The 18,901-nt window shown below is 41.5% G+C and carries 21 protein-coding genes; 10 read left to right on the forward strand and 11 right to left on the reverse strand.

What is annotated here, in order from left to right; translation table 11 throughout:
- Positions 1 to 63 precede the first annotated feature (63 nt).
- The 4 genes from C505_RS0106350 (at position 64) to C505_RS0106365 (ending at position 3,779) form a co-directional block, all read left to right on the forward strand.
- Positions 64 to 477: a hypothetical protein gene (locus C505_RS0106350; protein ID WP_157368855.1), complete on the forward strand. Its 414-nt coding sequence runs from the start codon at positions 64 to 66 to the stop codon at positions 475 to 477.
- Positions 478 to 628: 151 nt separating this feature from the next.
- Positions 629 to 1,189 carry a cytochrome b gene (locus C505_RS0106355; protein WP_018691759.1) on the forward strand — a complete coding sequence of 187 codons (561 nt, stop codon included), beginning with the start codon at positions 629 to 631 and terminating at the stop codon, positions 1,187 to 1,189.
- Positions 1,190 to 1,271: 82 nt separating this feature from the next.
- Positions 1,272 to 2,786: a glutamate synthase-related protein gene (locus C505_RS0106360; protein ID WP_018691760.1), complete on the forward strand. Its 1,515-nt coding sequence runs from the start codon at positions 1,272 to 1,274 to the stop codon at positions 2,784 to 2,786.
- 12 nt (positions 2,787 to 2,798) lie between these two features.
- Entirely contained in the window at positions 2,799 to 3,779 is a 981-nt protein-coding gene (locus C505_RS0106365; protein WP_018691761.1) for a glutathione S-transferase family protein, read from the forward strand.
- Positions 3,780 to 3,796: 17 nt separating this feature from the next.
- Here C505_RS0106365 and C505_RS0106370 read toward each other — a convergent pair whose 3' ends face one another.
- Positions 3,797 to 5,014 (reverse strand): bifunctional alpha/beta hydrolase/OsmC family protein, encoded by a 1,218-nt coding sequence (locus C505_RS0106370; protein ID WP_018691762.1) that lies wholly within the window; start codon positions 5,012 to 5,014, stop codon positions 3,797 to 3,799.
- Positions 5,015 to 5,220: 206 nt separating this feature from the next.
- Here C505_RS0106370 and C505_RS0106375 point away from each other — a divergent pair, with 206 nt between their 5' ends.
- Entirely contained in the window at positions 5,221 to 5,952 is a 732-nt protein-coding gene (locus C505_RS0106375; protein ID WP_026317788.1) for a substrate-binding periplasmic protein, read from the forward strand.
- Positions 5,953 to 6,083: 131 nt separating this feature from the next.
- Here C505_RS0106375 and C505_RS0106380 read toward each other — a convergent pair whose 3' ends face one another.
- Positions 6,084 to 6,998, reverse strand: coding sequence for a LysR family transcriptional regulator (locus C505_RS0106380; protein ID WP_026317789.1), 915 nt, complete (start codon positions 6,996 to 6,998; stop codon positions 6,084 to 6,086).
- Between the two features lie 240 nt (positions 6,999 to 7,238).
- Here C505_RS0106380 and C505_RS24950 point away from each other — a divergent pair, with 240 nt between their 5' ends.
- Positions 7,239 to 7,388 (forward strand): amidohydrolase family protein, encoded by a 150-nt coding sequence (locus C505_RS24950; RefSeq protein ID WP_407636614.1) that lies wholly within the window; start codon positions 7,239 to 7,241, stop codon positions 7,386 to 7,388.
- A 27-nt stretch (positions 7,389 to 7,415) separates the two neighbouring features.
- Here the strand turns inward: C505_RS24950 and C505_RS0106385 are convergent, their stop codons facing one another.
- The gene (locus C505_RS0106385) at positions 7,416 to 8,174 is read right to left on the reverse strand and encodes a hypothetical protein (protein ID WP_018691765.1); all 759 of its coding nucleotides are present in this window, start codon (positions 8,172 to 8,174) and stop codon (positions 7,416 to 7,418) included.
- Between the two features lie 120 nt (positions 8,175 to 8,294).
- On the opposite strand from C505_RS0106385, the gene C505_RS24240 reads away from it, so the two are divergent.
- The 3 genes from C505_RS24240 (at position 8,295) to C505_RS0106405 (ending at position 10,051) form a co-directional block, all read left to right on the forward strand.
- A complete protein-coding gene (locus C505_RS24240; protein ID WP_018691766.1) occupies positions 8,295 to 8,435 on the forward strand; it encodes a hypothetical protein in 141 nt (46 codons plus the stop codon).
- Between the two features lie 101 nt (positions 8,436 to 8,536).
- Positions 8,537 to 9,067: an endonuclease SmrB gene (gene smrB / locus C505_RS0106395; RefSeq protein ID WP_018691767.1), complete on the forward strand. Its 531-nt coding sequence runs from the start codon at positions 8,537 to 8,539 to the stop codon at positions 9,065 to 9,067.
- A 492-nt stretch (positions 9,068 to 9,559) separates the two neighbouring features.
- Positions 9,560 to 10,051, forward strand: a complete 492-nt coding sequence (locus C505_RS0106405; protein ID WP_018691769.1) for a hypothetical protein — start codon at positions 9,560 to 9,562, stop codon at positions 10,049 to 10,051.
- Here the strand turns inward: C505_RS0106405 and C505_RS0106410 are convergent.
- Positions 10,048 to 10,503: a hypothetical protein gene (locus C505_RS0106410; RefSeq protein ID WP_018691770.1), complete on the reverse strand. Its 456-nt coding sequence runs from the start codon at positions 10,501 to 10,503 to the stop codon at positions 10,048 to 10,050. The two genes, C505_RS0106405 and C505_RS0106410, sit on opposite strands and share 4 nt — an antisense overlap.
- Positions 10,504 to 10,528: 25 nt before the next feature.
- Complete coding sequence (locus tag C505_RS0106415; protein WP_018691771.1) at positions 10,529 to 11,011, reverse strand: L,D-transpeptidase family protein; 483 nt, start codon at positions 11,009 to 11,011, stop codon at positions 10,529 to 10,531.
- Between the two features lie 184 nt (positions 11,012 to 11,195).
- Here C505_RS0106415 and C505_RS0106420 point away from each other — a divergent pair, with 184 nt between their 5' ends.
- Positions 11,196 to 11,855, forward strand: a complete 660-nt coding sequence (locus C505_RS0106420) for an RDD family protein (RefSeq protein ID WP_018691772.1) — start codon at positions 11,196 to 11,198, stop codon at positions 11,853 to 11,855.
- A gap of 107 nt (positions 11,856 to 11,962) precedes the next feature.
- On the opposite strand, the gene C505_RS0106425 is transcribed toward C505_RS0106420, so the two are convergent.
- The 6 genes from C505_RS0106425 to C505_RS0106450 all read right to left on the reverse strand — a co-directional run bounded on the left by C505_RS0106425 (position 11,963) and on the right by C505_RS0106450 (position 18,852).
- Positions 11,963 to 12,586: a YitT family protein gene (locus C505_RS0106425; RefSeq protein WP_018691773.1), complete on the reverse strand. Its 624-nt coding sequence runs from the start codon at positions 12,584 to 12,586 to the stop codon at positions 11,963 to 11,965.
- 165 nt (positions 12,587 to 12,751) lie between these two features.
- Positions 12,752 to 13,510 (reverse strand): MipA/OmpV family protein, encoded by a 759-nt coding sequence (locus C505_RS0106430; RefSeq protein ID WP_018691774.1) that lies wholly within the window; start codon positions 13,508 to 13,510, stop codon positions 12,752 to 12,754.
- A 293-nt stretch (positions 13,511 to 13,803) separates the two neighbouring features.
- On the reverse strand, positions 13,804 to 14,889 hold the full coding sequence (locus C505_RS21635; RefSeq protein ID WP_157368857.1) for a phospholipase A: 1,086 nt from the start codon (positions 14,887 to 14,889) through the stop codon (positions 13,804 to 13,806).
- A 238-nt stretch (positions 14,890 to 15,127) separates the two neighbouring features.
- A complete protein-coding gene (locus tag C505_RS0106440) occupies positions 15,128 to 16,678 on the reverse strand; it encodes a dihydrolipoyllysine-residue acetyltransferase (RefSeq protein WP_018691776.1) in 1,551 nt (516 codons plus the stop codon).
- Positions 16,679 to 16,688: 10 nt separating this feature from the next.
- Positions 16,689 to 17,666 (reverse strand): transketolase C-terminal domain-containing protein, encoded by a 978-nt coding sequence (locus C505_RS0106445; RefSeq protein WP_018691777.1) that lies wholly within the window; start codon positions 17,664 to 17,666, stop codon positions 16,689 to 16,691.
- A 1-nt stretch (position 17,667) separates the two neighbouring features.
- The gene (locus C505_RS0106450) at positions 17,668 to 18,852 is read right to left on the reverse strand and encodes a thiamine pyrophosphate-dependent dehydrogenase E1 component subunit alpha (protein ID WP_018691778.1); all 1,185 of its coding nucleotides are present in this window, start codon (positions 18,850 to 18,852) and stop codon (positions 17,668 to 17,670) included.
- Positions 18,853 to 18,901 lie beyond the last annotated feature (49 nt).

Below are 18,901 nucleotides of genomic sequence, written 5' to 3' on the forward strand. Positions count from 1 at the left end.
GTAAATTTTTTTGATCCAATTCTCCTCTTTCCATTTTGTGTAACTACAATATTTCGAATGATAATGTCCATCACAATACATAGTTGTCTGCAATATAGAAAAGAGGGAGCATTTGAATTACGTATGGATGGAAAAGGAATTTCAATTCGCTCTTATAAGTTTGCAGAAAAGATATTTATTCCTTGGTCAGCAGTCAGTGAAATCGAATTAAAATACGGCGACAGTGAACTCGGTCATTTTATAGTATTCAAACTCAACCAACCTTTATATAACCTATTAAATATAAAGAAAAAGTCTGAATTTTTATACTTCTACTATTACATCACTCCCAAAATAAGAAAAAAATATGCCCGCATTTCCGTAAGTCATATCACAGGTTCTCCGTTTGAAGATGCTCAGCAGTTTCATCAGCAATTTATCAATGACGAACACGTTTCAAAAGCCATTGCAAATCAAAATGGTTCAATATCAAATTGATAGGCTAAACATATCGAAAAATATCAAGGTTAAAACCCTTCTAACTAGAACTTTTTAAGAAACAATAAGTTTATTTATACGGTATATATAACACAAAAGGAAACAGTTACGATCTGAATTCAAGCGTTTCAACAAATGATTGAGTACAGATATGACAAATATTAAGAATCATCAAACCGGCTATGGCCTTCTCTCCAAAGCACTCCATTGGCTTATGGCATTCATCTTGTTTGCACTCGTAATTATCGGGACTTACATGGCTGGATTAGAACGCACCGACCCACCAAGGGACCTCTTATACAGTCTACATAAATCATTCGGCGCGTTATTTCTTCAAATGGCTATCATTCGGATCATGTGGGTTCGCTATAGCCGTCCCCCCCAATTACCAGGCCAGCTATCTTCATGGGAAAAGTTACTTTCAAAAACAGTGATTGCTTCCCTTTATATGCTGCTCATTGCAATCCCTATTAGTGGCATTGCAATCTCTAACTTCTATGGCGCACCCGTGAGCTTCTTTGGTTTGTTCAAATTCCCTGCAATTTTTGATAAAAACTTACAGATGGTCGACACCGCGAAAACGCTTCATATGGTGCTCGTTTACGTATCACTCGGCGCTGTATTTTTACATGTCGCTGGCGCTTTGAAACACCGATTTTTTGATGCGGAAGGTGCAGATGTCCTTCATCGGATGCTGCCTTCAAAGAATTAACACCATGAGTGACTATAATTTGGTCAATGCATTCATGTTCTGGTGGCCCACACCAGACGTCGTAGAGAAGTAGAGGTAAGAAATGAAGCCTTGGCAGACAAAGCCTTTTGCCATCGAAGTGACTAAAGGCGAAAAGAAAGTATTTTGCATGTGTGGTCTTTCAAAAAACGGCCCTTATTGCGATGGCTCCCACAAAACCACTAACATCACACCAAAGGTTGTGACGTTTGAAGAAGACAAAACCATTTATGCTTGTGGTTGTATGCAATCTGGTAATCGGCCTTATTGCGATGGTTCACACAAAAATCTAAAAGATGACCAAACGATCCCTGTGTCTTCTTTACCGTCCTCAGAAAAAAGTGAACCAATTGAACCTTATGTCGAGTTTATTCAACACCTCGCAAAGCATGGTTTAAGTAAACTTGGCCACCACGGTCCAATGGATGCAATGGGTGTTCCAAGGAAAGATTTACCTCAGTGGGATGATATCCAGTTCGTGACTGCACAGCTTGCAAAAAAACCATTATTAGATGATGCAGAAGTGGGCAGTAAAACGGTAATTGGACCAAGTGCAAAAAAGCCTTTAATCCTAGATATCCCGTTATTTGTCTCTGATATGAGTTTTGGTGCCTTATCAGAGGAAGCCAAAACTGCTTTAGCAAGAGGAGCCGAACTTGCTGGGACTGGGGTTTGTAGTGGCGAAGGCGGGATGCTGCCAGAGGAACAAGCTGCAAATTCGCGCTATTTCTATGAACTTGCTTCTGCGGAGTTTGGGTTTTCGCTCGACAAAGTCAAACTATGCCAGGCTTTCCATTTTAAAGGTGGTCAAGCAGCCAAAACTGGGACTGGTGGACACCTGCCAGGAAACAAAGTTACAGATAAAATCGCCGAAGTAAGAGGACTATCGCCTGGTGAAGATGCAGTTTCTCCAGCAACTTTTCCTGAATATGGTTTGGAAGACTTTCAGCGGATTGCTGCTGAGGTTCGAGAAGTCACAGGAGGGATCCCAATTGGCTTTAAACTATCCGCACAACATATCGAAGCAGATATCGATGCTGCACTAGAAATCGGCGTTGATTACATCATTTTGGATGGTCGAGGTGGTGGTACGGGCGCAGCTCCCTTGATTTTCCGAGACAATATTTCGGTACCAACAATCCCAGCACTCGCCAGAGCAAGACGCCATCTCGATAGACGTGGACGAAATGATGTCACATTGGTCATCACAGGTGGGCTTCGTACACCTGCGGACTTTGCAAAAGCGCTCTCACTCGGTGCGGATGCGATTGCAGTCTCAAATGCCGCGATGCAGGCGATTGGTTGTATTGGCATGCGAGCATGTAACACGAATACCTGCCCTGTTGGTATTGCAACTCAAGATCCTGAATTACGTCAGCAGCTAAAGGTGGATAGTGCATCTGAAGGGTTAGCCAACTTCTTCAATGCATCAACCGATCTCATGAAGATACTGGCAAGGGCTTGTGGTCATCATTCACTCCATGATTTAAACATCAATGACCTCACGACTTGGAGCTGGCAAATGCACCGTTTGAGTGGCATTCCTTTTGGCGGTGACACTCAACCTGATGAAGACTAGAGGCGAAAGCATATGGGACTTTTAATCGACGGAAAATGGCATACAGACTGGTACGATACAAAATCGACAGGCGGAAAGTTTGAGCGCAAAGCATCAAGCTTTCGCAACTGGGTCACCAAGGATGGTCAGGCGTGCCGAAGCGGGAGCGATGGTTTCCAGGCTGAGCCAAATCGGTATCATTTATATGTTTCACTCGCTTGTCCCTGGGCACATCGTGCAATTATTTACCGAAAGTTAAAAGGACTGGAGAAGATGATATCGATGTCCGTCGTCAATGCTTTTATGGGAAAAGATGGGTGGCACTTTGCGCCAGGGCCAGGTGTTGTACCAGATACGATTAATCAGGTTGATTATTTACACCAGATTTATACAAAAGCGCAGCCAGATTATACCGGAAGAGTGACTGTCCCAGTGTTATGGGACAAAAAAACAAAGACGATTGTGAATAATGAATCTTCGGAAATTATCCGTATGTTGAACTCCGCCTTTGATGATGTTGGTGCAATACCAGGTGACTTTTCGCCTCCTGAACTGATTGATAAAATAGAATCCCTCAACGACTTTATTTATCCAAATATCAATAATGGGGTTTATCGTGCAGGATTTGCAACGGAGCAACAAGCGTATGATGAAGCGGTAAACGATGTGTTTCATGCCCTCGATAAGCTTGAAAATATCCTCTCGACACAGCGGTTTCTCACTGGAAATAAAGCGACAGAAGCAGATTGGCGATTATTTACAACGCTGGTCCGCTTTGATCCTGTGTATGTTGGGCACTTTAAATGTAATCGAAAGCGCCTGATTGATTACCCAAACTTATGGGGTTATGTCCGAGATTTATATCAACACCCAGGCATTGCTGAAACCGTTGATTTTGAATATATCAAAGCCCACTATTACATGAGTCATGAGTTGATTAATCCCACAAGGATAGTACCCACAGGGCCAATCCTTGATTTTCATGCGCCTCATGACAGAGAGACATTAACGTGAGTGTTCGTCTTGCGTATTCACTTCACTAGCTCTGTCTTTATATGAATTTCACTCTCTAGTGTTCGATGGACTGGACAGCGATTTGCAATCTCCAAAAGACGTTGGCGATCATCATTGGTCAAATCCCCAGTGAGGGTGATTTTCCGTTCAAATTGGTCTATTTTGCCCTCTTTTTGTTCGCATGAGTGGCAATCTTCGGCATGCACTTTGTCATGGATCAAATCAACCTGCACATGCTCCAGCGGTATTTTTTTTCGATTCGCATACATACGGATCGTCATGGACGTACATGCACCCAGTCCAGCACTGACAAGTTGATAAGGCGTAGGGCCAAGATATTTTCCGCCATAATCTGCGGGTTCATCAGCAACCAAGTGATGGCCAGTTGCGCTGATATCCTGGGTAAAACTCGTTGGATCCGCTTCACTGACCCGAACAACCCCTTCGGGGGCATTCATCGACTTAGGAAGTAAATTGACGTCGATATAGCGCTGAACCCAAGTCGCAATTAACTCTGCGGCATAATCAGCATCTTCAGCCTTTGTTAACAAGTGATCAGCATCATCGAGTGTGATAAAGCTTTTCGGGTGCTTTGCCATCTTAAAAATACGTGCTGCATTGTCTAGCTCGACTGTTTCATCTAAAGGCGCATGTAAAACAAGCAATGCTTTTTTAAGTGAGCCGACCCGCTCTTCTAAATTGACTTGTGCAATATCTTCCAGAAATTCCCGTTTAATCGTAAACTTCCGTCCCCCAAGCTGCACATCAGCTTGCCCATCCGTATAAATTGATTCGAGTTGCTGACCAAAATTATGCGTGACATGCTCTGGCTCTGCGGGGGAACCAATGGTGATCACAGCTTTTGCCTCTGGCACCTGTCCAGCAGCAGCTAAAGTTGCAGCGCCGCCAAGAGAGTGGCCAATCAGCAGCTGAGGTGCTTGATGGTGTTCACGCAGGTAATTCGCTGCAAGCAGCAAATCTTGCATATTTGAGCTAAACCCCGTGTTTTCAAACTCTCCTTCTGAGTGCCCTAAGCCAGTAAAGTCAAACCGTAAAACAGCGATCCCTAAAGAAGCGAGTCGCTGTGAAATTCTTCTCGCTGCGGGAATATCCTTAGAGCAGGTAAAACAATGGGCAAACAACGCATAGGCAGCTGGTGTTCCCACTGGCAAATCCAGCCGAGCTGCTAATGTTGAGCCATCATGGCCTGTAAATTCTAAGCGTTCTGTTTTCATGACCGATTCTCTCATTTGTTATCATGATCATATATAAATGAAGACATGCATTTTTCTAGTTTTATTTCAAAGAGTAAATATTTCGCAAATACATCCCTGTCGATTGAATAGCACAACCAGTACGAAAACTCTGATTCAGAAACATTGCAAATTTGAGAATTTCAAAAATACTATGATTACTCAACCTCATGATTAATTGTAAAGCTATGAAGAAATTCATTTTCATTCTGACAGTATTATTCACCCCACTTGCTTTCGCTCAAAAGATTGTTGGTGTTGGCGTTGTTTGGCCTCCTTTTTTTATCCAAGATAAAACCAATAAAGGGGTTGCAGTTGAGATCGTTGAAACCGCCTTAAAACAGCAAGGCATTGAAATGGAAATGAAGTACCTGCCTTGGGCAAGAGCAGTGGATGGTGTCAAAGATGGAAAGTTTGAAGCGCTAGTTGGTGTTTGGAAGACAAAGGAAAGAGAGAAGTTCTTATTATTTAGTGAGCATTATCTTGAAAACAGTATCAAGTTTATCAAAAAGAAAGGCGATAATTTTGAATACAATGGACTTGAAAGTCTAAAAGGGAAAAAAGTTGGGATTGTTCGTGACTACGGGTATGGAGACAAATTTTTAAAATCAGATCTTTTTTCAAGACCGATCGCTTCCGGTATTATGAAAAATGTGAAGAAGCTCATTTCAGGAAGAATTGACCTGACGCTTGGGGACGAAATTGTGACGAGAAGTTTGATAGCTAACCAAGAAGATACAACAATTATCGACAACATTGAGTTTACTCAGAATTCTCTATCCATCAACAAACTCTATTTTGGGACAGGATTAAAGCACCCAAACCATAAACAACTTATCGATCAGTTTAATGCCGGCTTTAAAGCGATTAAGAGCGATGGGACACTTCAAAAAATACTTGAAAAATACAAACTCAAATAAGTTGTAATAGACTGAGACAGAGGTTGCTTCAAGTTTTAGCACCTCTGTCTAATGAAAATAATTGGACATAAGAACCCGCAATTTAAAAAGTTATTCTCAGAAATAATTCTGCAAATTAACAAAATTATTCTTCACACTTCTGAAAAGTTACTTTCAATCATTTTCCCGTTAAAACTTTCCACCATATGATCCAACAACAGCCTCAATCGTCTGGTTGGTGTTTTATTGAAAGGATAAAGTGCAGTAATCGTTGTTGGCTCTTGAAAGTCGACCAGCATCACTTTCAACTTACCTTGTTTGATATATGGTGCGTAAAAGTAGTCTGGACCGTAGCAAATGCCATGGCCACTCAGTGCTGACTCTAGAATGATGTGACCGTCATTACTGGTGAGGTTACCATTGACTTTAACAACCACCTTCTCACCATTTTTCAAATAAAATGGCCAATTTTGACCGAGTCTGGACTCACCGTAGATGATGCAGTTATGGTGTATCAGCTCTTTCGGCTCAGTTGGTTCCCCATTTACTTGAATATACTCAGGTGAAGCAACCAGAACAAAAGTGCTTGTAGAGAGCGTATGGCTTTTTAAATTTGAATCCTCCAATTTACCTACCCGAAGCGCTAAATCAATATTTTGATCGTATAGGTCCTCGATTTTTCCACTAGATTTGATATCAAGTTCAATCTCAGGGTATTGTTTCTGAAAATTTAAGAGTAAATGTCCAAGCCCAGAAATGAGTAGGCTTTGTGGGACCGTCAAGCGGATTTTACCTTTTGGGTTTGTATGACTGTCTAAAATCTCTGATGTCGCTTTTTCCGCTTCCCCAATAATGGATCGACAGTGCTCATAATATTGTTGACCTTCCTCAGTTAAACTCAGCTTTCTTGTTGTCCGGTAAAGTAGTTTGACACCAAGCTCCCCTTCCAATTGAGTCACCTGTTTACTCACAAAAGACTTGGATAAATTGAGCCGCTCTGCTGCTGTCGTAAAGCTACCACATTCAACCACAGTCGCAAAAGCTTCGATCAACATTAATATCTTCATAAGAAACCCATTAGAAATCGCTTGGAAACAATGAGTTGAATACTATTCTATTTATGTCATCTGTAAAAGCCAATATAGTTTAACTGGTTCATATTTCAGCAATTATTGACTGGAAGATCATGCTTTCGAATTTCATCAATAGGCACAGTGAGTCATGCACAACGTGAAAACTTTTTTTCCGACGACATGCCTTTTATTGCTTGTCGGCTTCGGTAAATCATATGCAATCAATCAGGAAGTATTGAACCAGGTAAGTTCGCAGATATAGTCATATTAGATAAAGATTACCTCAACATACCAGAGCAAAATATACGCACACTTAAGTCTGTATTAACCATAGTGAATGGGCAAATTGTTTATCAGGATAAAGCTGTCATGCCAGAAATTTAATTGGCATGACAAAATGCTTCAAATTGCTTATTTCTTTTTTCGGCGATTATTCCTCAAAGAAGCAAACTTAAAGTCTCGGTAGTAAGTCGCAATGTCTTCTGGAAGCTCAAGCTCAAGAAAACCAGAGATAGAGTCGATTTTTCCTGGGTACAGCATCGCTGGATAATCCAATCCGTTTAAAATACCAACCGCGGTTAACTCTGCCAGCAGGTATTGGCGAGATAAATTGACTGCCTTGTCCACAGAACACTTCATTTCATCACGAATACGAGTCAGGTAGAATTCGCAGAAATGCTGAACAACTGACTGAAAAGCTGGCTCGACCTCAAAAAACCTTTCCAGTCGTTGTTGCAAATGAACATAATCAGCTCTGGTTTCTAACGTTGAATGGTGAACAAATCTAGGCTCAGAACATCCAATCATTCGGCAAACTTCTCTTTGATGTGCGACTGTTTGAGCCGCAACCACTTGTGAAAGCTTTGTTGCTTCCTCTTCTGATACATCGTATTTAATCTGAATTGTGTATCGGTAAGGACTATCCACAATATATAAAGCGATATCAGGAAATTTGCCCAAATATTTCATGATGGCAGCAAACTTCTTATTCAGAAATGCCAAACTTTCTAAGCTTACGGCTAAAAAAGCGGGCTCTTGATAAATTGAAGTTTTTTCATGAAATGGTGGAGATACATGCTGGAGAGTAATCTTATTTTTGTTTTCATTTGTCCCAATATCAAAGTAATCTAGTTTTTTCAGAAAGTCATAGAGATCATGGATGTCACTCATCTGATACAGCCCTTGTTTTATCAATGAAACGAGTAAAGTGAACTATTCCTCACAACGAAGAGCCTATTATGGGCACACTTTCGTATCAAATGGAAATCAAACGACCAAAGACACTTTTAAATGAAACTGACTTCTTGTTTTCGAGAATATACCAATGATCTGCCAGCGCATTTACTCGCTGAATTAGACGAACCTGAGTTTGGGATCAAGTACTTGGCTCAAACTGAGGAAGCACTTTTTCGTGTTTATCAGCCAACCTAATCACAACGAGTTATTGAGAGGCTGCAAATAGAGGAAGATTACGCTTGGAGCACTTCTCTCAACTATCTTTTTCAAAGGAGATCCTTTAGACTTGCGCCGTTATGAGTAAAAGAAAACAAGCAATTAGCGAAGAAGAAAAAGCACTTTTTCGAGATGTCGTATCTGGTATCTCGCCGATCAAACAGGATAAAGTGCGTACACCTATTGATGTCAGTAAAAAGAAATCCCTCACTGTTGAAACGTCCAGAACACAACGGGAAGCGAACTTCTATTTTTCTGATGAATTTATCCCACATTTGTCTTCAGAAGGCCCTCTTTCTTATGTTGCAGAAGGCCAAAACTCCTATTTAGCCAAACAGCTTCGTCGTGGTGATTTTTATCCCGAAATCATGCTCGATTTACATGGACTGACCCAGGCAGATGCAAAACTGGAACTTGCGGCATTGATCCAAGCTTGCCAAAAAGACAGGCTCCGCTGTGCCTCTGTCATGCATGGACATGGACAAGGAATTTTAAAACAAAAGCTCCCACATTGGCTTGTTCAACACCCTGCTGTGATTGCCTTTCACCAAGCGCCAAAAGAATGGGGGGGAAATGCAGCGGTCCTGCTCCTGGTCGATATCGGTGATTAGAAATATATTTTAGATCGTACTATTGTAAAGCCGCTTTCCCTCAAGCGCTCAAACTCTGCTATTCAATCATGATGAATTGCGTGATCTGATGTCCATGTGTGCGATCACGCGAAAACTAAACAGCCACAAAAACGTCCTCTTCTTGTCGTTGGAGAAGCATTTCTACCCTTTGAATTTATCCAAGATAACGAAGTGGTTGGTATCAATATACCCAAGCATACTTTTCTCGAAGGGCCACTCAACATCATTCATTCAAAAGTCTTATTATTGAGAGCGAGAACGGATTGTTCACGAGTTCGAAAAATAATTATAAAGATTTATTCCGTCTCGATTATTTACTAATTATTACGATAAATAGATTATCTACTCATCTGACCATTCAAGTTTCCCTACAAAAAAGAGTGATTTATAATTGTCTAATTTACTCGTTATAGGTACAATTGCTCGCGAACGCTACTGACCTCATTCAATCAACTAGAAATTAAGAAGTAAATGAAAAAAATAATCCTAAACTCAATCCTTACTCTTACATTCATCCCAATATTTGCCTATGCCTATGAAGGTGACTTTACAGCTAGCCCGACCCAATGTGTCAACATTGGAAAATCAGGGAACCTTGGATATACACGACAAGGGATCACCAACCTTTCATCAACTGAACCATTGACCGTCAGCTGCCCAATCCATCTAAAAGAAGGGCCAAATAGACTACGCAATGTTTCAATTTGGTTTTCCTCTGCGCCAACAATTCGCTGTTTCGTTCGTCGGACAGATTGGCGACGTGGAGACGGACGTCCAACTTCTCAGGATTCGTTTACCAAGTACTTATCAAATGATGGACTGCAGTTTGATATGAAAAACATATCGATTTCTGAGCAGGTACGCGTCATGACTGGTACGCTCTACGAGCTGGAGTGTACAATTCCAGCCATGACGACAAATGGTGATCAGTCTTTCATCGGCCGATATTCATATCAGAGCTAATGAAAGAAGCGATGTTCAAAGTATCTCGATAAGATCACTGCTCCTGAATAATTATCTGATTCAGGAGCAATATACAACCCACGACTGATATAAGAACAAGCCGTTTCCCCATTCACCCAACCTCTCCCGATAAAGCCAAACTGAATCATTTCGCCAGTCTGGCTGACATATCTTAGTGCTTTAATTGCTAATTGTGTCTCTGAGTGTGTGGGCAATTCATCTCCGATCATTGTCAGGCCTGCCCACCAAGGTGGATCGACCTGAAATTGAATCTGCTTGCAGGATGGAAAAGCCCCGTTTTCTCTCAAAGGAATGAGGGTAAAACGATATGGCGGCTCTTGAGAGATATCTCCTGTGACAGTCATGGGCCATGCATCACCACCAGCCCACGAGTAACAACTCAAATTGAACACAAACAGAAGGATCACGGATTTTAATTTTTGTTTTATCATTTTATTTTTGTTTTTTTGGAGAGAGCTACCACTCTATCTGAATTTTGGTCCCAACCTCAACAAGCGCCATAAATTCATCCATTTCTTCGTTTGTTATTGCGATGCATCCATCAGTCCAATCATACTTTTGGGTCACAGAAGCCAAATAACCAAACCCATTCTTTTGTCCATGGATCATAATAAATCCACCTGGACTGACACCACGTTTTTTGGCAGCTAGCCTATCTTGCTTATTTGGGTAACTGATGTGCATTGAACGATAATAAGCTGAGTCTTCTTTTTTATAATCGAGGGTATATGTCCCCTCTGGTGTTTTTTCATCCCCTTCCTGTTGTTTATGCCCTTTTGGATTCTCACCTAAAGTAATATGGTAAGTTCGGAGTACTTTTCCTGATTCAAGGAGGTACATTTTCCGCTCAGATTTATCGACTTTGACAAGGTTCACTTGAGCCATAACGGATTGACTCAAAGTCATTAGAACCCCGACCATTAAGCATTGTTTTTTCATTCACACCTCCTTTCAGCATGATATCAATCAGACGTGCTATTGCCTTCTAGAGTTCAAAAATAAGCAAAATTTATGTAAAAAACCGAAATTGCGCCAGAATTAGAAGACACTTCTATCTAACGAGCCTTCCCTCGTTAGGATAGAAAATGATGCTCGAATAAATTTGTCTAAATGAGACATAAAGATGAACGACGAAACAACACCAAAACCAGATAGTGAACCGGAAGAACCTAAAGTACAGACAGAAACGGCGCAAGGTCAATCGACTGTAGCTGAAAAAGCTGAGAGTGAGTCACAACCCATGGATAACCCAGAGTCGACCTCAGCAACGAACCCATATGCCGCGCCAGCCTCTGATGTCGGCTCATTGGCAGAAACAGAGTATGAATACACCGGGTTTTGGCTCAGGCTAGTATCTTATATTATTGATAGTATTATCATCTATTTTATTATTACTCTCCCACTGTCGTTTATTCTTGGACAGCCTAATATGAATATGCAAACAGAAGCTGACTTTCAAGCATTCTATTCATATTATGGACAGTTTAGCTTCGTGAGCTTTTTCTTAACTGGTGTTTATTATGTCGTATTTTGGCATATGAAAGGCGCAACACCAGGCAAGATGGCACTGGGCATGAAAGTCATCAATGCTAAAACCGGGGAAAAGCCATCCGTAATGTCACTTTGCTTACGTTATGTGGGTTATATTGTTTCAGCAATCCCAATCTTTCTTGGGTACATGTGGATAGGCTGGGATAAAAGAAAACAAGGTTTCCATGACAAAATCGGCTCAACCATTGTCGTGAGACCGCGTAAAGGTGGTAACCCTGTTGAGTTTGAATAGGGTCTTCTTTCACAAAAAATAACCGTCAACAGCGACAATGATGGAAGAACAACAGGCCCCAAAGTGAGGGTGTTCATACCCTCACAACAAATCAACTGGAACCAAATTTAAGAACTTGTAACGACCGCTTGCGAAGAAGGCACTGTCTGTATTTTTGGTGCCTTTTTCTTATGATAACGCTCTAATATCGACGTGATCGCAACAAAACCAAGTAAAGAAATGAGCGCTTTCTCTAATGGAAATATCATGAGCCCAAAGCTGAAGACAATCAAGTCGAGTGCCAGGATAACTTTACCAGAGCTCACACCAAATCGATTCTCAAAATATAAGGCTAAAACATTTATCCCACCAAGTGATGCATTGTTTCGAAATAACATGACAAGGCCTGCACCAATCAAGCTACCGCCGACAAAGGCAGCAAACCATTCCGGTAAGTGTTCAAAATGAACAATCAGTTTTAATACGTCTGATAAAACAGAGACCAACGCAATACAAATGAGCGTTTTTAGCGTGAATGCTCGGCCCATCTGCTTCAGCGATAAGATAAAAAATGGCAAATTAATACAAAAAAACCAAACGCCAAAGCTAGCCGGCAACCATTGGTTCACAACCAAAGAAAGTCCAGCTGTGCCACCAATCAATAACTCAGCAGCCCCTAGAAAACTAACACCAAGTGCAATTAACAAGCACCCTTCAAATATTGCATACCACTTCAATGCATATTGCTTCATTCAAAAACCCATAATAATTTACTATAGAACTTTTTCGTACTTTAAAAGCGCGCGCATTCTGCCTGTACATTGATTTTGATACAAGCACCAGACAAAATTGAATATTTCTGAGTTGGTGTATTGAGTTGACTATTTTTGTATAAAAATATTTACACTAATGGTATTTTACTGAAATTTATAAATAAATCCAAATGTTCCGCTGTGCGCTGCACTTTCTTCTACTAGGCCGCTATCTCTAATTTCTGATGGAACAGCTTCGATCTGCCATTGCATCCTGAGTAACCATTGATGGGTGATTTGAAAATTTGCTCTCACACGCAGTGCTGGTGAAATTGTCTGAGTTGGATGATAAGTTTGCGGCAAAGTAACCGAGCTTTGATGTGTGCGGATCCCAAAATAATAGTCATTATAGTTCTGATTCTGATACTCCAATCCTGCCAAAATCGCAAAATCCCAAGGGTCTCCCTTTTGCATCAATGTAAAACCATAATACAGATCTGCTTCAATCCCATCATTTCTCCCAAGAACATCATGGGCGATTGACCAAGTCCAAATGCCATATCGAACATAGTGTTTACCACTCAACCCCAACATAGTACCTAATTGACGATTTCCCGTTCTTTCAGGTAAATCACTATGGTCAAGGTCCAGCTGATAACGACTAGGACGAACAAAAACTTTGTATTTATTTTTCAGCGCATCATGGAGATATGACCCCATCTCAACCCCATCAACATAAAAGTGCTGATACCGCATGTAAACATATGGAATGAAATGGCCTCGATAGTCAGTCATTTGATAAGGTTGAGCGGGTAAGTAAAAACCTGGTCCAACAGCAAAGGAGGGTTCTTTTGCTTCACTAAATACTGCAAAAATAAGGCTCGATCCAATCAGTATTTGAGGTACAGCTTTTAACTTTTTCATTTCGATCTTCGATCACTTCGAACACACTCCATCTCATACCTATAGCTGAGGAACACTTATTCCGCAAAGGCTCATTCAGTCAAATAAATTCATGTGTACAGCATCAAATCACTTGTGCCAATGTTCGTTGTCGATGAATTCAAAACACAACTTATTCACTGATTTTCGTTCACAAACATATAGAAGGAATTCTCAATAAAAGGAAAATAGGAGATAGAGCGTTATGCCACTATGTTGTGCAACTACAAATAGCATCGATACATTTTATTAGGGCCTTTTTTCTTTATCAATGATTAGAGTGACTCTGTGAGCAGGACACCAATACCAACGCGCTGAATTGATTCATTGTAATCAATGAGGCTTTCACCATAGCCCTGAAAGTATTGTACATAGCCTTTCATTCGCCCCCACAGTGGAAATGAATAATCAATTTGTAACGCGCCTCGGTTATCCTTCCTTAAGTTATTCCGTAGCATCCAAGAAAACTCTCGATCCCCTTCAAGGCGGTAAACACCATTTAACTCAAAGTGGCCCATATACCGACCAATATCCGGGTTGTCATCCCCTTCTGGATCCAAGGAATGCTGTTTACTTTTCTCAGGGATACGCCACCAAGGTTTGAAGCTAAACACCCAGCCATTCTTTTCCCAGATAACATCAGCGTAAATTCGATTCCAACTTCTGGAAAATGGTACATTTTGTCCGTTGGATTGATGATTGATTCCAAGTACTAAGAGGCTCGCATCCAAACCAAGCCAATCCAAACCTAACCAATCCAGCTGAACCGGCTTGACCCAGAAAATCTCAGGCTCATAATTTGTTTCACGAAAGGGTGATGAAATATCATTGTTATACACCTGCCAATAGGACACAGAAGTAAATGCGAAAAACAATGCATCATCTTCAGCAAATAGCTTTGAGAATACGGGAACTTTAATACTGAACTGAAATTTCGATTCCATATTGTCCAAATCGACAGCTTCTGTTGTTTGATTTGGCTGAGGTTCATCATTTGGATGAGAAACATAACTAACCGGTAATAGGTAGTTCTTCTTATGGGGGGTGATCACGTTTCGATTCCCAGCAGTCCATGCTTCACGCCGTAATCGTTTTCCCAACAAACTATCTTCAGAGAGCGACTTCGCAACAGACTCATCAAGTGATTCGAGTTCATCAATGCGACGTTCTACATCAGATAAGTCTTCTTTACCTGCTGCAATAAACTGCTTGCACCAAGCCTGTAAGGTTTCGATTGTCGTATTCGGTTCAGCTTTTTCGACCTGTTCAAGAATACACTCGTTATACTGCGCAAGATTCGCTGCTTCTACTTGAAAAGCGCCAAGAAACAAAACAAATATAGTTTTACGATATAAATTCATGTTTAGTTCTAAATTTTTCGTCATGAAGACACGAATTCTACGGATTATTTCGTATATAACAACCAATAACTTCGTAAAAAATTTGACAATATGCTTTCAAGCATAGGACGAAATAGTGTGATGAAATAGAAAAACATCATGCGCCAACCATATTTTGCATTGGCGCATCTCTCCTTATGGATATAAAGCCGGTTGGTATTGCTACATGATTTCAATAATTTGAGCTATTCAAACTGAGCTATCGCATTGAAAGTAGCATTTCTTGCGGATTTTCCAGTAATGATTTCCAGCGTTGATTAAATCGGGCCATTGTTGCTCCATCTAATAATCGATGATCGCCAGACCAACTGACTTGCATGATGGAACGCGCTTCTACATCACCACTTTCATTAAATCGAGGTAATGTCTGTATTCGCCCAAGTGCAACAATCGCAACCTCTGGCATATTGATAATTGGCGTTGCAACTGTTCCTCCAATAGTACCAATATTGGAGATCGTGATTGTCCCGCCTTTCATTTCGTGTTGAGAAAGCTTCCCTTCCCTTGCCTGCTGACTTAGACGATTCACTTCCTGAGTCAACTCCAATAAGCTTAAATGCTGTACATTTTTGACATTTGGCACCACCAACCCTAGTTTGGAATCCACCGCCATACCGATATTGTGTGCATCAAAATAGGTCACTTCAGTGCATTCTTCATTCAATTGACTATTCAAAATCGGAAATTCTTGTAATGCAATGGATAATGCTTTCATGAAAAATGGCATGAGAGTCAGCTTTTCACCATCTAAGCTATTTTTCTCAATCAACGACTTCTTCAGTGCGATCAGCGTTGTTAAATCCAGCTCCTCGGAATATGTAAAGTGCGGAATTTGACGAACAGCCTCTGCCATACGCTTCGCCATGACGGCCTGAATTCCAGTTAACTTTTCCACTCGCACTTGTGATTCAGACAATCGACTGGTCTTGGTTGTAGAATGAAGCGAATCGTGATATTTCAAAACGTCATCTTTAAAAACACGCCCTTTTTTTCCACTTCCTGGTACTTGTGTGATATCGACCTGTAACTCTCTAGCAACGCGCCTTACCGCTGGGCTGGCAACTGCTTTTTTGGTACATTCCATGTTTTGGCTTTCCATTGCCTTTGTTTCAGGCACTTTTTTAGGTTTCTGGTGACCATTCGTTTTTGGAGAATGACTATGGGAGGGTGTAGCGAGTGATTGTTCATTTGCTTCATAAGTTTGCGAATACAGTGGTTGATGCACTTTCGCAATATCGCCAACTGGATGATAAATTCTGACGATTTTACCTGCGTGCATGGCTGGTATTTCCACTGTTGCTTTATCCGTCATCACACTGCAGACGGGCTGATCTTCTTCAACCTCGTCGCCTTCCTGAACAAGCCATTCTGTAACTTCACACTCAACGATCCCTTCACCAATATCAGGGAGAATAAATTCAGTAACGACTTCACTCTCTGTTATTTGACTTTCTTCGGCATCTTCCTTCATCGGCAGCTCAGCTGTTGTTTCGTTTGACAACTGGATCTCGCTTTCTAATTTAAGGGCAAATAGTGGCTGATGAACTTTTGCAATTTGCCCTTTTTTATAATAGAGCTTATCTACGATACCTGGGTAAAGTGATGGGATCTGCACAGTCACTTTATCGGTCATCACATCCGCAATCGGTTGATCCTCTTCTACAAAGTCACCTTCTCTGACCAACCACTCCATGATCTCACATTCCACAACCCCTTCCCCGATATCAGGCAATAAGAAATCTTTAATCAAACCATCGCTCCTAATAATTGAGACTATATTTAATCGCTTCGAACACTTTGAGGTGATCTGGCAGATATTCTTTTTCATGAACAAGTGGGAATGGTGTATCCAAACCACAAACACGTGCAATCGGGGCTTCTAGATGCAAAAAAGCATGTTCTTGAACTGTTGCGGCAATTTCCGCACCAAATCCACTTGTCAGCGGGGCTTCATGACTGACCAAAAGCCGCCCTGTTTTGATCACAGACTGAACCACCGTTTCCTGATCCCAAGGGAGTAGCGAACATAAATCTATCACTTCACAGGACATACCTTCATCCTTTGCAAGTTGCGCAGCCTTTTGGATCACTTCAACTTGTGCACCCCAGGCCAATAGTGTGATGTCTTGCCCTTCTTCAAGGACTTGCGCTTGCCCTAATGGCAAACGATATTCGTCTTCTGGTACTTCCCCAACCGCAGCACGATAAAGTCGTTTTGGCTCAAAAAATATCACTGGATCATCGTCAAAGATCGAGGACAAAAGTAACCCTTTTGCCTGATAAGGGTTGCTGGGGATCACGACTTTCAATCCAGGTGTATGCGTAAAATATCCTTCTGGGGACTGAGAATGATAAAGCCCACCTGCAATGCCCCCACCATAAGGTGAACGGATTGTTAAACCACCTACATGAAACTCATTGCCAGAACGATAGCGGAACTTCGCGCTTTCATTGACGATTTGGTCAAATGCCGGAAAGATATAATCTGCAAATTGCATTTCCGCAACTGGATAACAACCTTGTGCCGCCAGTCCATTCGCAAAGCCAGCAATCCCCTGCTCTGTTAAAGGGGTATTAAAACAGCGTCCCTTCCCATACTTTTCTTGAAGATGGCTGGTTGCTCGAAAAACACCCCCAAATTGACCGACATCTTCGCCAAATACAACGACACCATCATTGTGTGCCATGGCAATATCCAGTGCGCTATTAATTGCTTGTAATAAGTTCATCTGTGCCATATTAGTCGAGCCTACTTGCAGTCGTTGGGTAATGTCGCGGGTATTTTTTGATGTGGTCTTTGAGATGCTGTAATTGCTGTTTAAGGTGCTTCGGTGGGGTTTGGTAAACATCTTCTATGAGCTGGTCGAGATCTGGCTTATCAATTTTCTCTGCTTTTTTGACAGCTTGGAGGACATCCTTTTTGAGCGCCTCAATTCGTTTTTCTTCTTCAGACAAATTGATCCAACCTTTTTGAAGTAAGTAATCTTCAAACCGTTTGACGGGATCCATTTTCTGCCATTTTTCCTCTTCATCTTTCGTACGATATCCTGAAGGATCATCCGATGTTGAATGAGCACCTACACGGTAGGCAATGGCTTCAATCAAAACAGGCTCATTGTGCTGACAAGCATGCTCTCGAGCAACTCGTGTTGCTTCATAGACAGCCAAAGCATCAAAGCCATCCACACGGATTGTTTTCATTCCATAGCCAACACCACGACAAGCAATGCCATCACCAACATATTGCTCATCTGCCGCTGTCGAAATAGCATAACCATTGTTTCGACAAAAGAATATTGTTGGTGTTTTCAGAACTGCGGCCATATTCATACCAGCGTGAAAATCTCCCTCGGATGCAGCACCTTCACCAAAATAACAGAGGGTGCAAGCGTCAGCGCCTTTGAGCTTTTGTCCATAAGCATAACCCGCAGCCTGTGGGATCTGTGTCGCTAACGGTGAACTAACCGTCATGAAATGGCATCGTTGGCTGCCATAATGAATTGGCATCTGTCGACCTTTACCAAGGTCACATTCGTTGGAGAACATCTGGTTCATAAATTCTTCCAACGTAAATCCACGATAGGCAAGCGCACCATGCTCACGATATTGCGACATGATCATATCGGTATCAGATAACCCTGCTGCTGAAGCGATGATCGCTGCTTCTTCACCCAGGCACTGCATATAAAAGCTGATCCGCCCTTGTCGCTGTGCGGCAACCATGCGTTCATCCAAAACGCGAACAAACTGCATCGTGTGATAAATCCTTAGTGCGACATCCTTTTCAAGGTGTGGCTCGTGAATACCCTGAATCACATTTCCCGTTTCATCAAGTACTTGAAACGTTGATATCTTCAACGCATCTTCATGAATGAACAACGGATCAGGTACAGCTTGAATCGTCGCAAGGTCAGGTTTACTCATAAAAGTCTACCCCATTGTTTCTAATGAAATAGCCGGCGATTTATTTGAG

The sequence above is a fragment of the Algicola sagamiensis DSM 14643 genome, from assembly GCF_000374485.1.
Lineage (GTDB): Bacteria > Pseudomonadota > Gammaproteobacteria > Enterobacterales > Alteromonadaceae > Algicola > Algicola sagamiensis.

What these genes read in the sequence shown, in the direction of transcription:
- C505_RS0106425 (WP_018691773.1), bottom strand. Translation starts at nt 12,586, where the DNA reads ATGAAGCAATATGCATTGAAGTGGTATGCAATATTTGAAGGGTGCTTG.
- C505_RS0106350 (WP_157368855.1), top strand. Translation starts at nt 64, where the DNA reads ATGTCCATCACAATACATAGTTGTCTGCAATATAGAAAAGAGGGAGCA.
- C505_RS0106430 (WP_018691774.1), bottom strand. Translation starts at nt 13,510, where the DNA reads ATGAAAAAGTTAAAAGCTGTACCTCAAATACTGATTGGATCGAGCCTT.
- C505_RS24240 (WP_018691766.1), top strand. Translation starts at nt 8,295, where the DNA reads ATGAAACTGACTTCTTGTTTTCGAGAATATACCAATGATCTGCCAGCG.
- C505_RS0106360 (WP_018691760.1), top strand. Translation starts at nt 1,272, where the DNA reads ATGAAGCCTTGGCAGACAAAGCCTTTTGCCATCGAAGTGACTAAAGGC.
- C505_RS0106415 (WP_018691771.1), bottom strand. Translation starts at nt 11,011, where the DNA reads ATGAAAAAACAATGCTTAATGGTCGGGGTTCTAATGACTTTGAGTCAA.
- C505_RS0106370 (WP_018691762.1), bottom strand. Translation starts at nt 5,014, where the DNA reads ATGAAAACAGAACGCTTAGAATTTACAGGCCATGATGGCTCAACATTA.
- smrB (WP_018691767.1), top strand. Translation starts at nt 8,537, where the DNA reads ATGAGTAAAAGAAAACAAGCAATTAGCGAAGAAGAAAAAGCACTTTTT.
- C505_RS0106450 (WP_018691778.1), bottom strand. Translation starts at nt 18,852, where the DNA reads ATGAGTAAACCTGACCTTGCGACGATTCAAGCTGTACCTGATCCGTTG.
- C505_RS0106365 (WP_018691761.1), top strand. Translation starts at nt 2,799, where the DNA reads ATGGGACTTTTAATCGACGGAAAATGGCATACAGACTGGTACGATACA.
- C505_RS0106410 (WP_018691770.1), bottom strand. Translation starts at nt 10,503, where the DNA reads ATGATAAAACAAAAATTAAAATCCGTGATCCTTCTGTTTGTGTTCAAT.
- C505_RS0106405 (WP_018691769.1), top strand. Translation starts at nt 9,560, where the DNA reads ATGAAAAAAATAATCCTAAACTCAATCCTTACTCTTACATTCATCCCA.
- C505_RS0106380 (WP_026317789.1), bottom strand. Translation starts at nt 6,998, where the DNA reads ATGAAGATATTAATGTTGATCGAAGCTTTTGCGACTGTGGTTGAATGT.
- C505_RS0106445 (WP_018691777.1), bottom strand. Translation starts at nt 17,666, where the DNA reads ATGGCACAGATGAACTTATTACAAGCAATTAATAGCGCACTGGATATT.
- C505_RS0106375 (WP_026317788.1), top strand. Translation starts at nt 5,221, where the DNA reads ATGAAGAAATTCATTTTCATTCTGACAGTATTATTCACCCCACTTGCT.
- C505_RS21635 (WP_157368857.1), bottom strand. Translation starts at nt 14,889, where the DNA reads ATGAATTTATATCGTAAAACTATATTTGTTTTGTTTCTTGGCGCTTTT.
- C505_RS0106355 (WP_018691759.1), top strand. Translation starts at nt 629, where the DNA reads ATGACAAATATTAAGAATCATCAAACCGGCTATGGCCTTCTCTCCAAA.
- C505_RS0106420 (WP_018691772.1), top strand. Translation starts at nt 11,196, where the DNA reads ATGAACGACGAAACAACACCAAAACCAGATAGTGAACCGGAAGAACCT.
- C505_RS0106385 (WP_018691765.1), bottom strand. Translation starts at nt 8,174, where the DNA reads ATGAGTGACATCCATGATCTCTATGACTTTCTGAAAAAACTAGATTAC.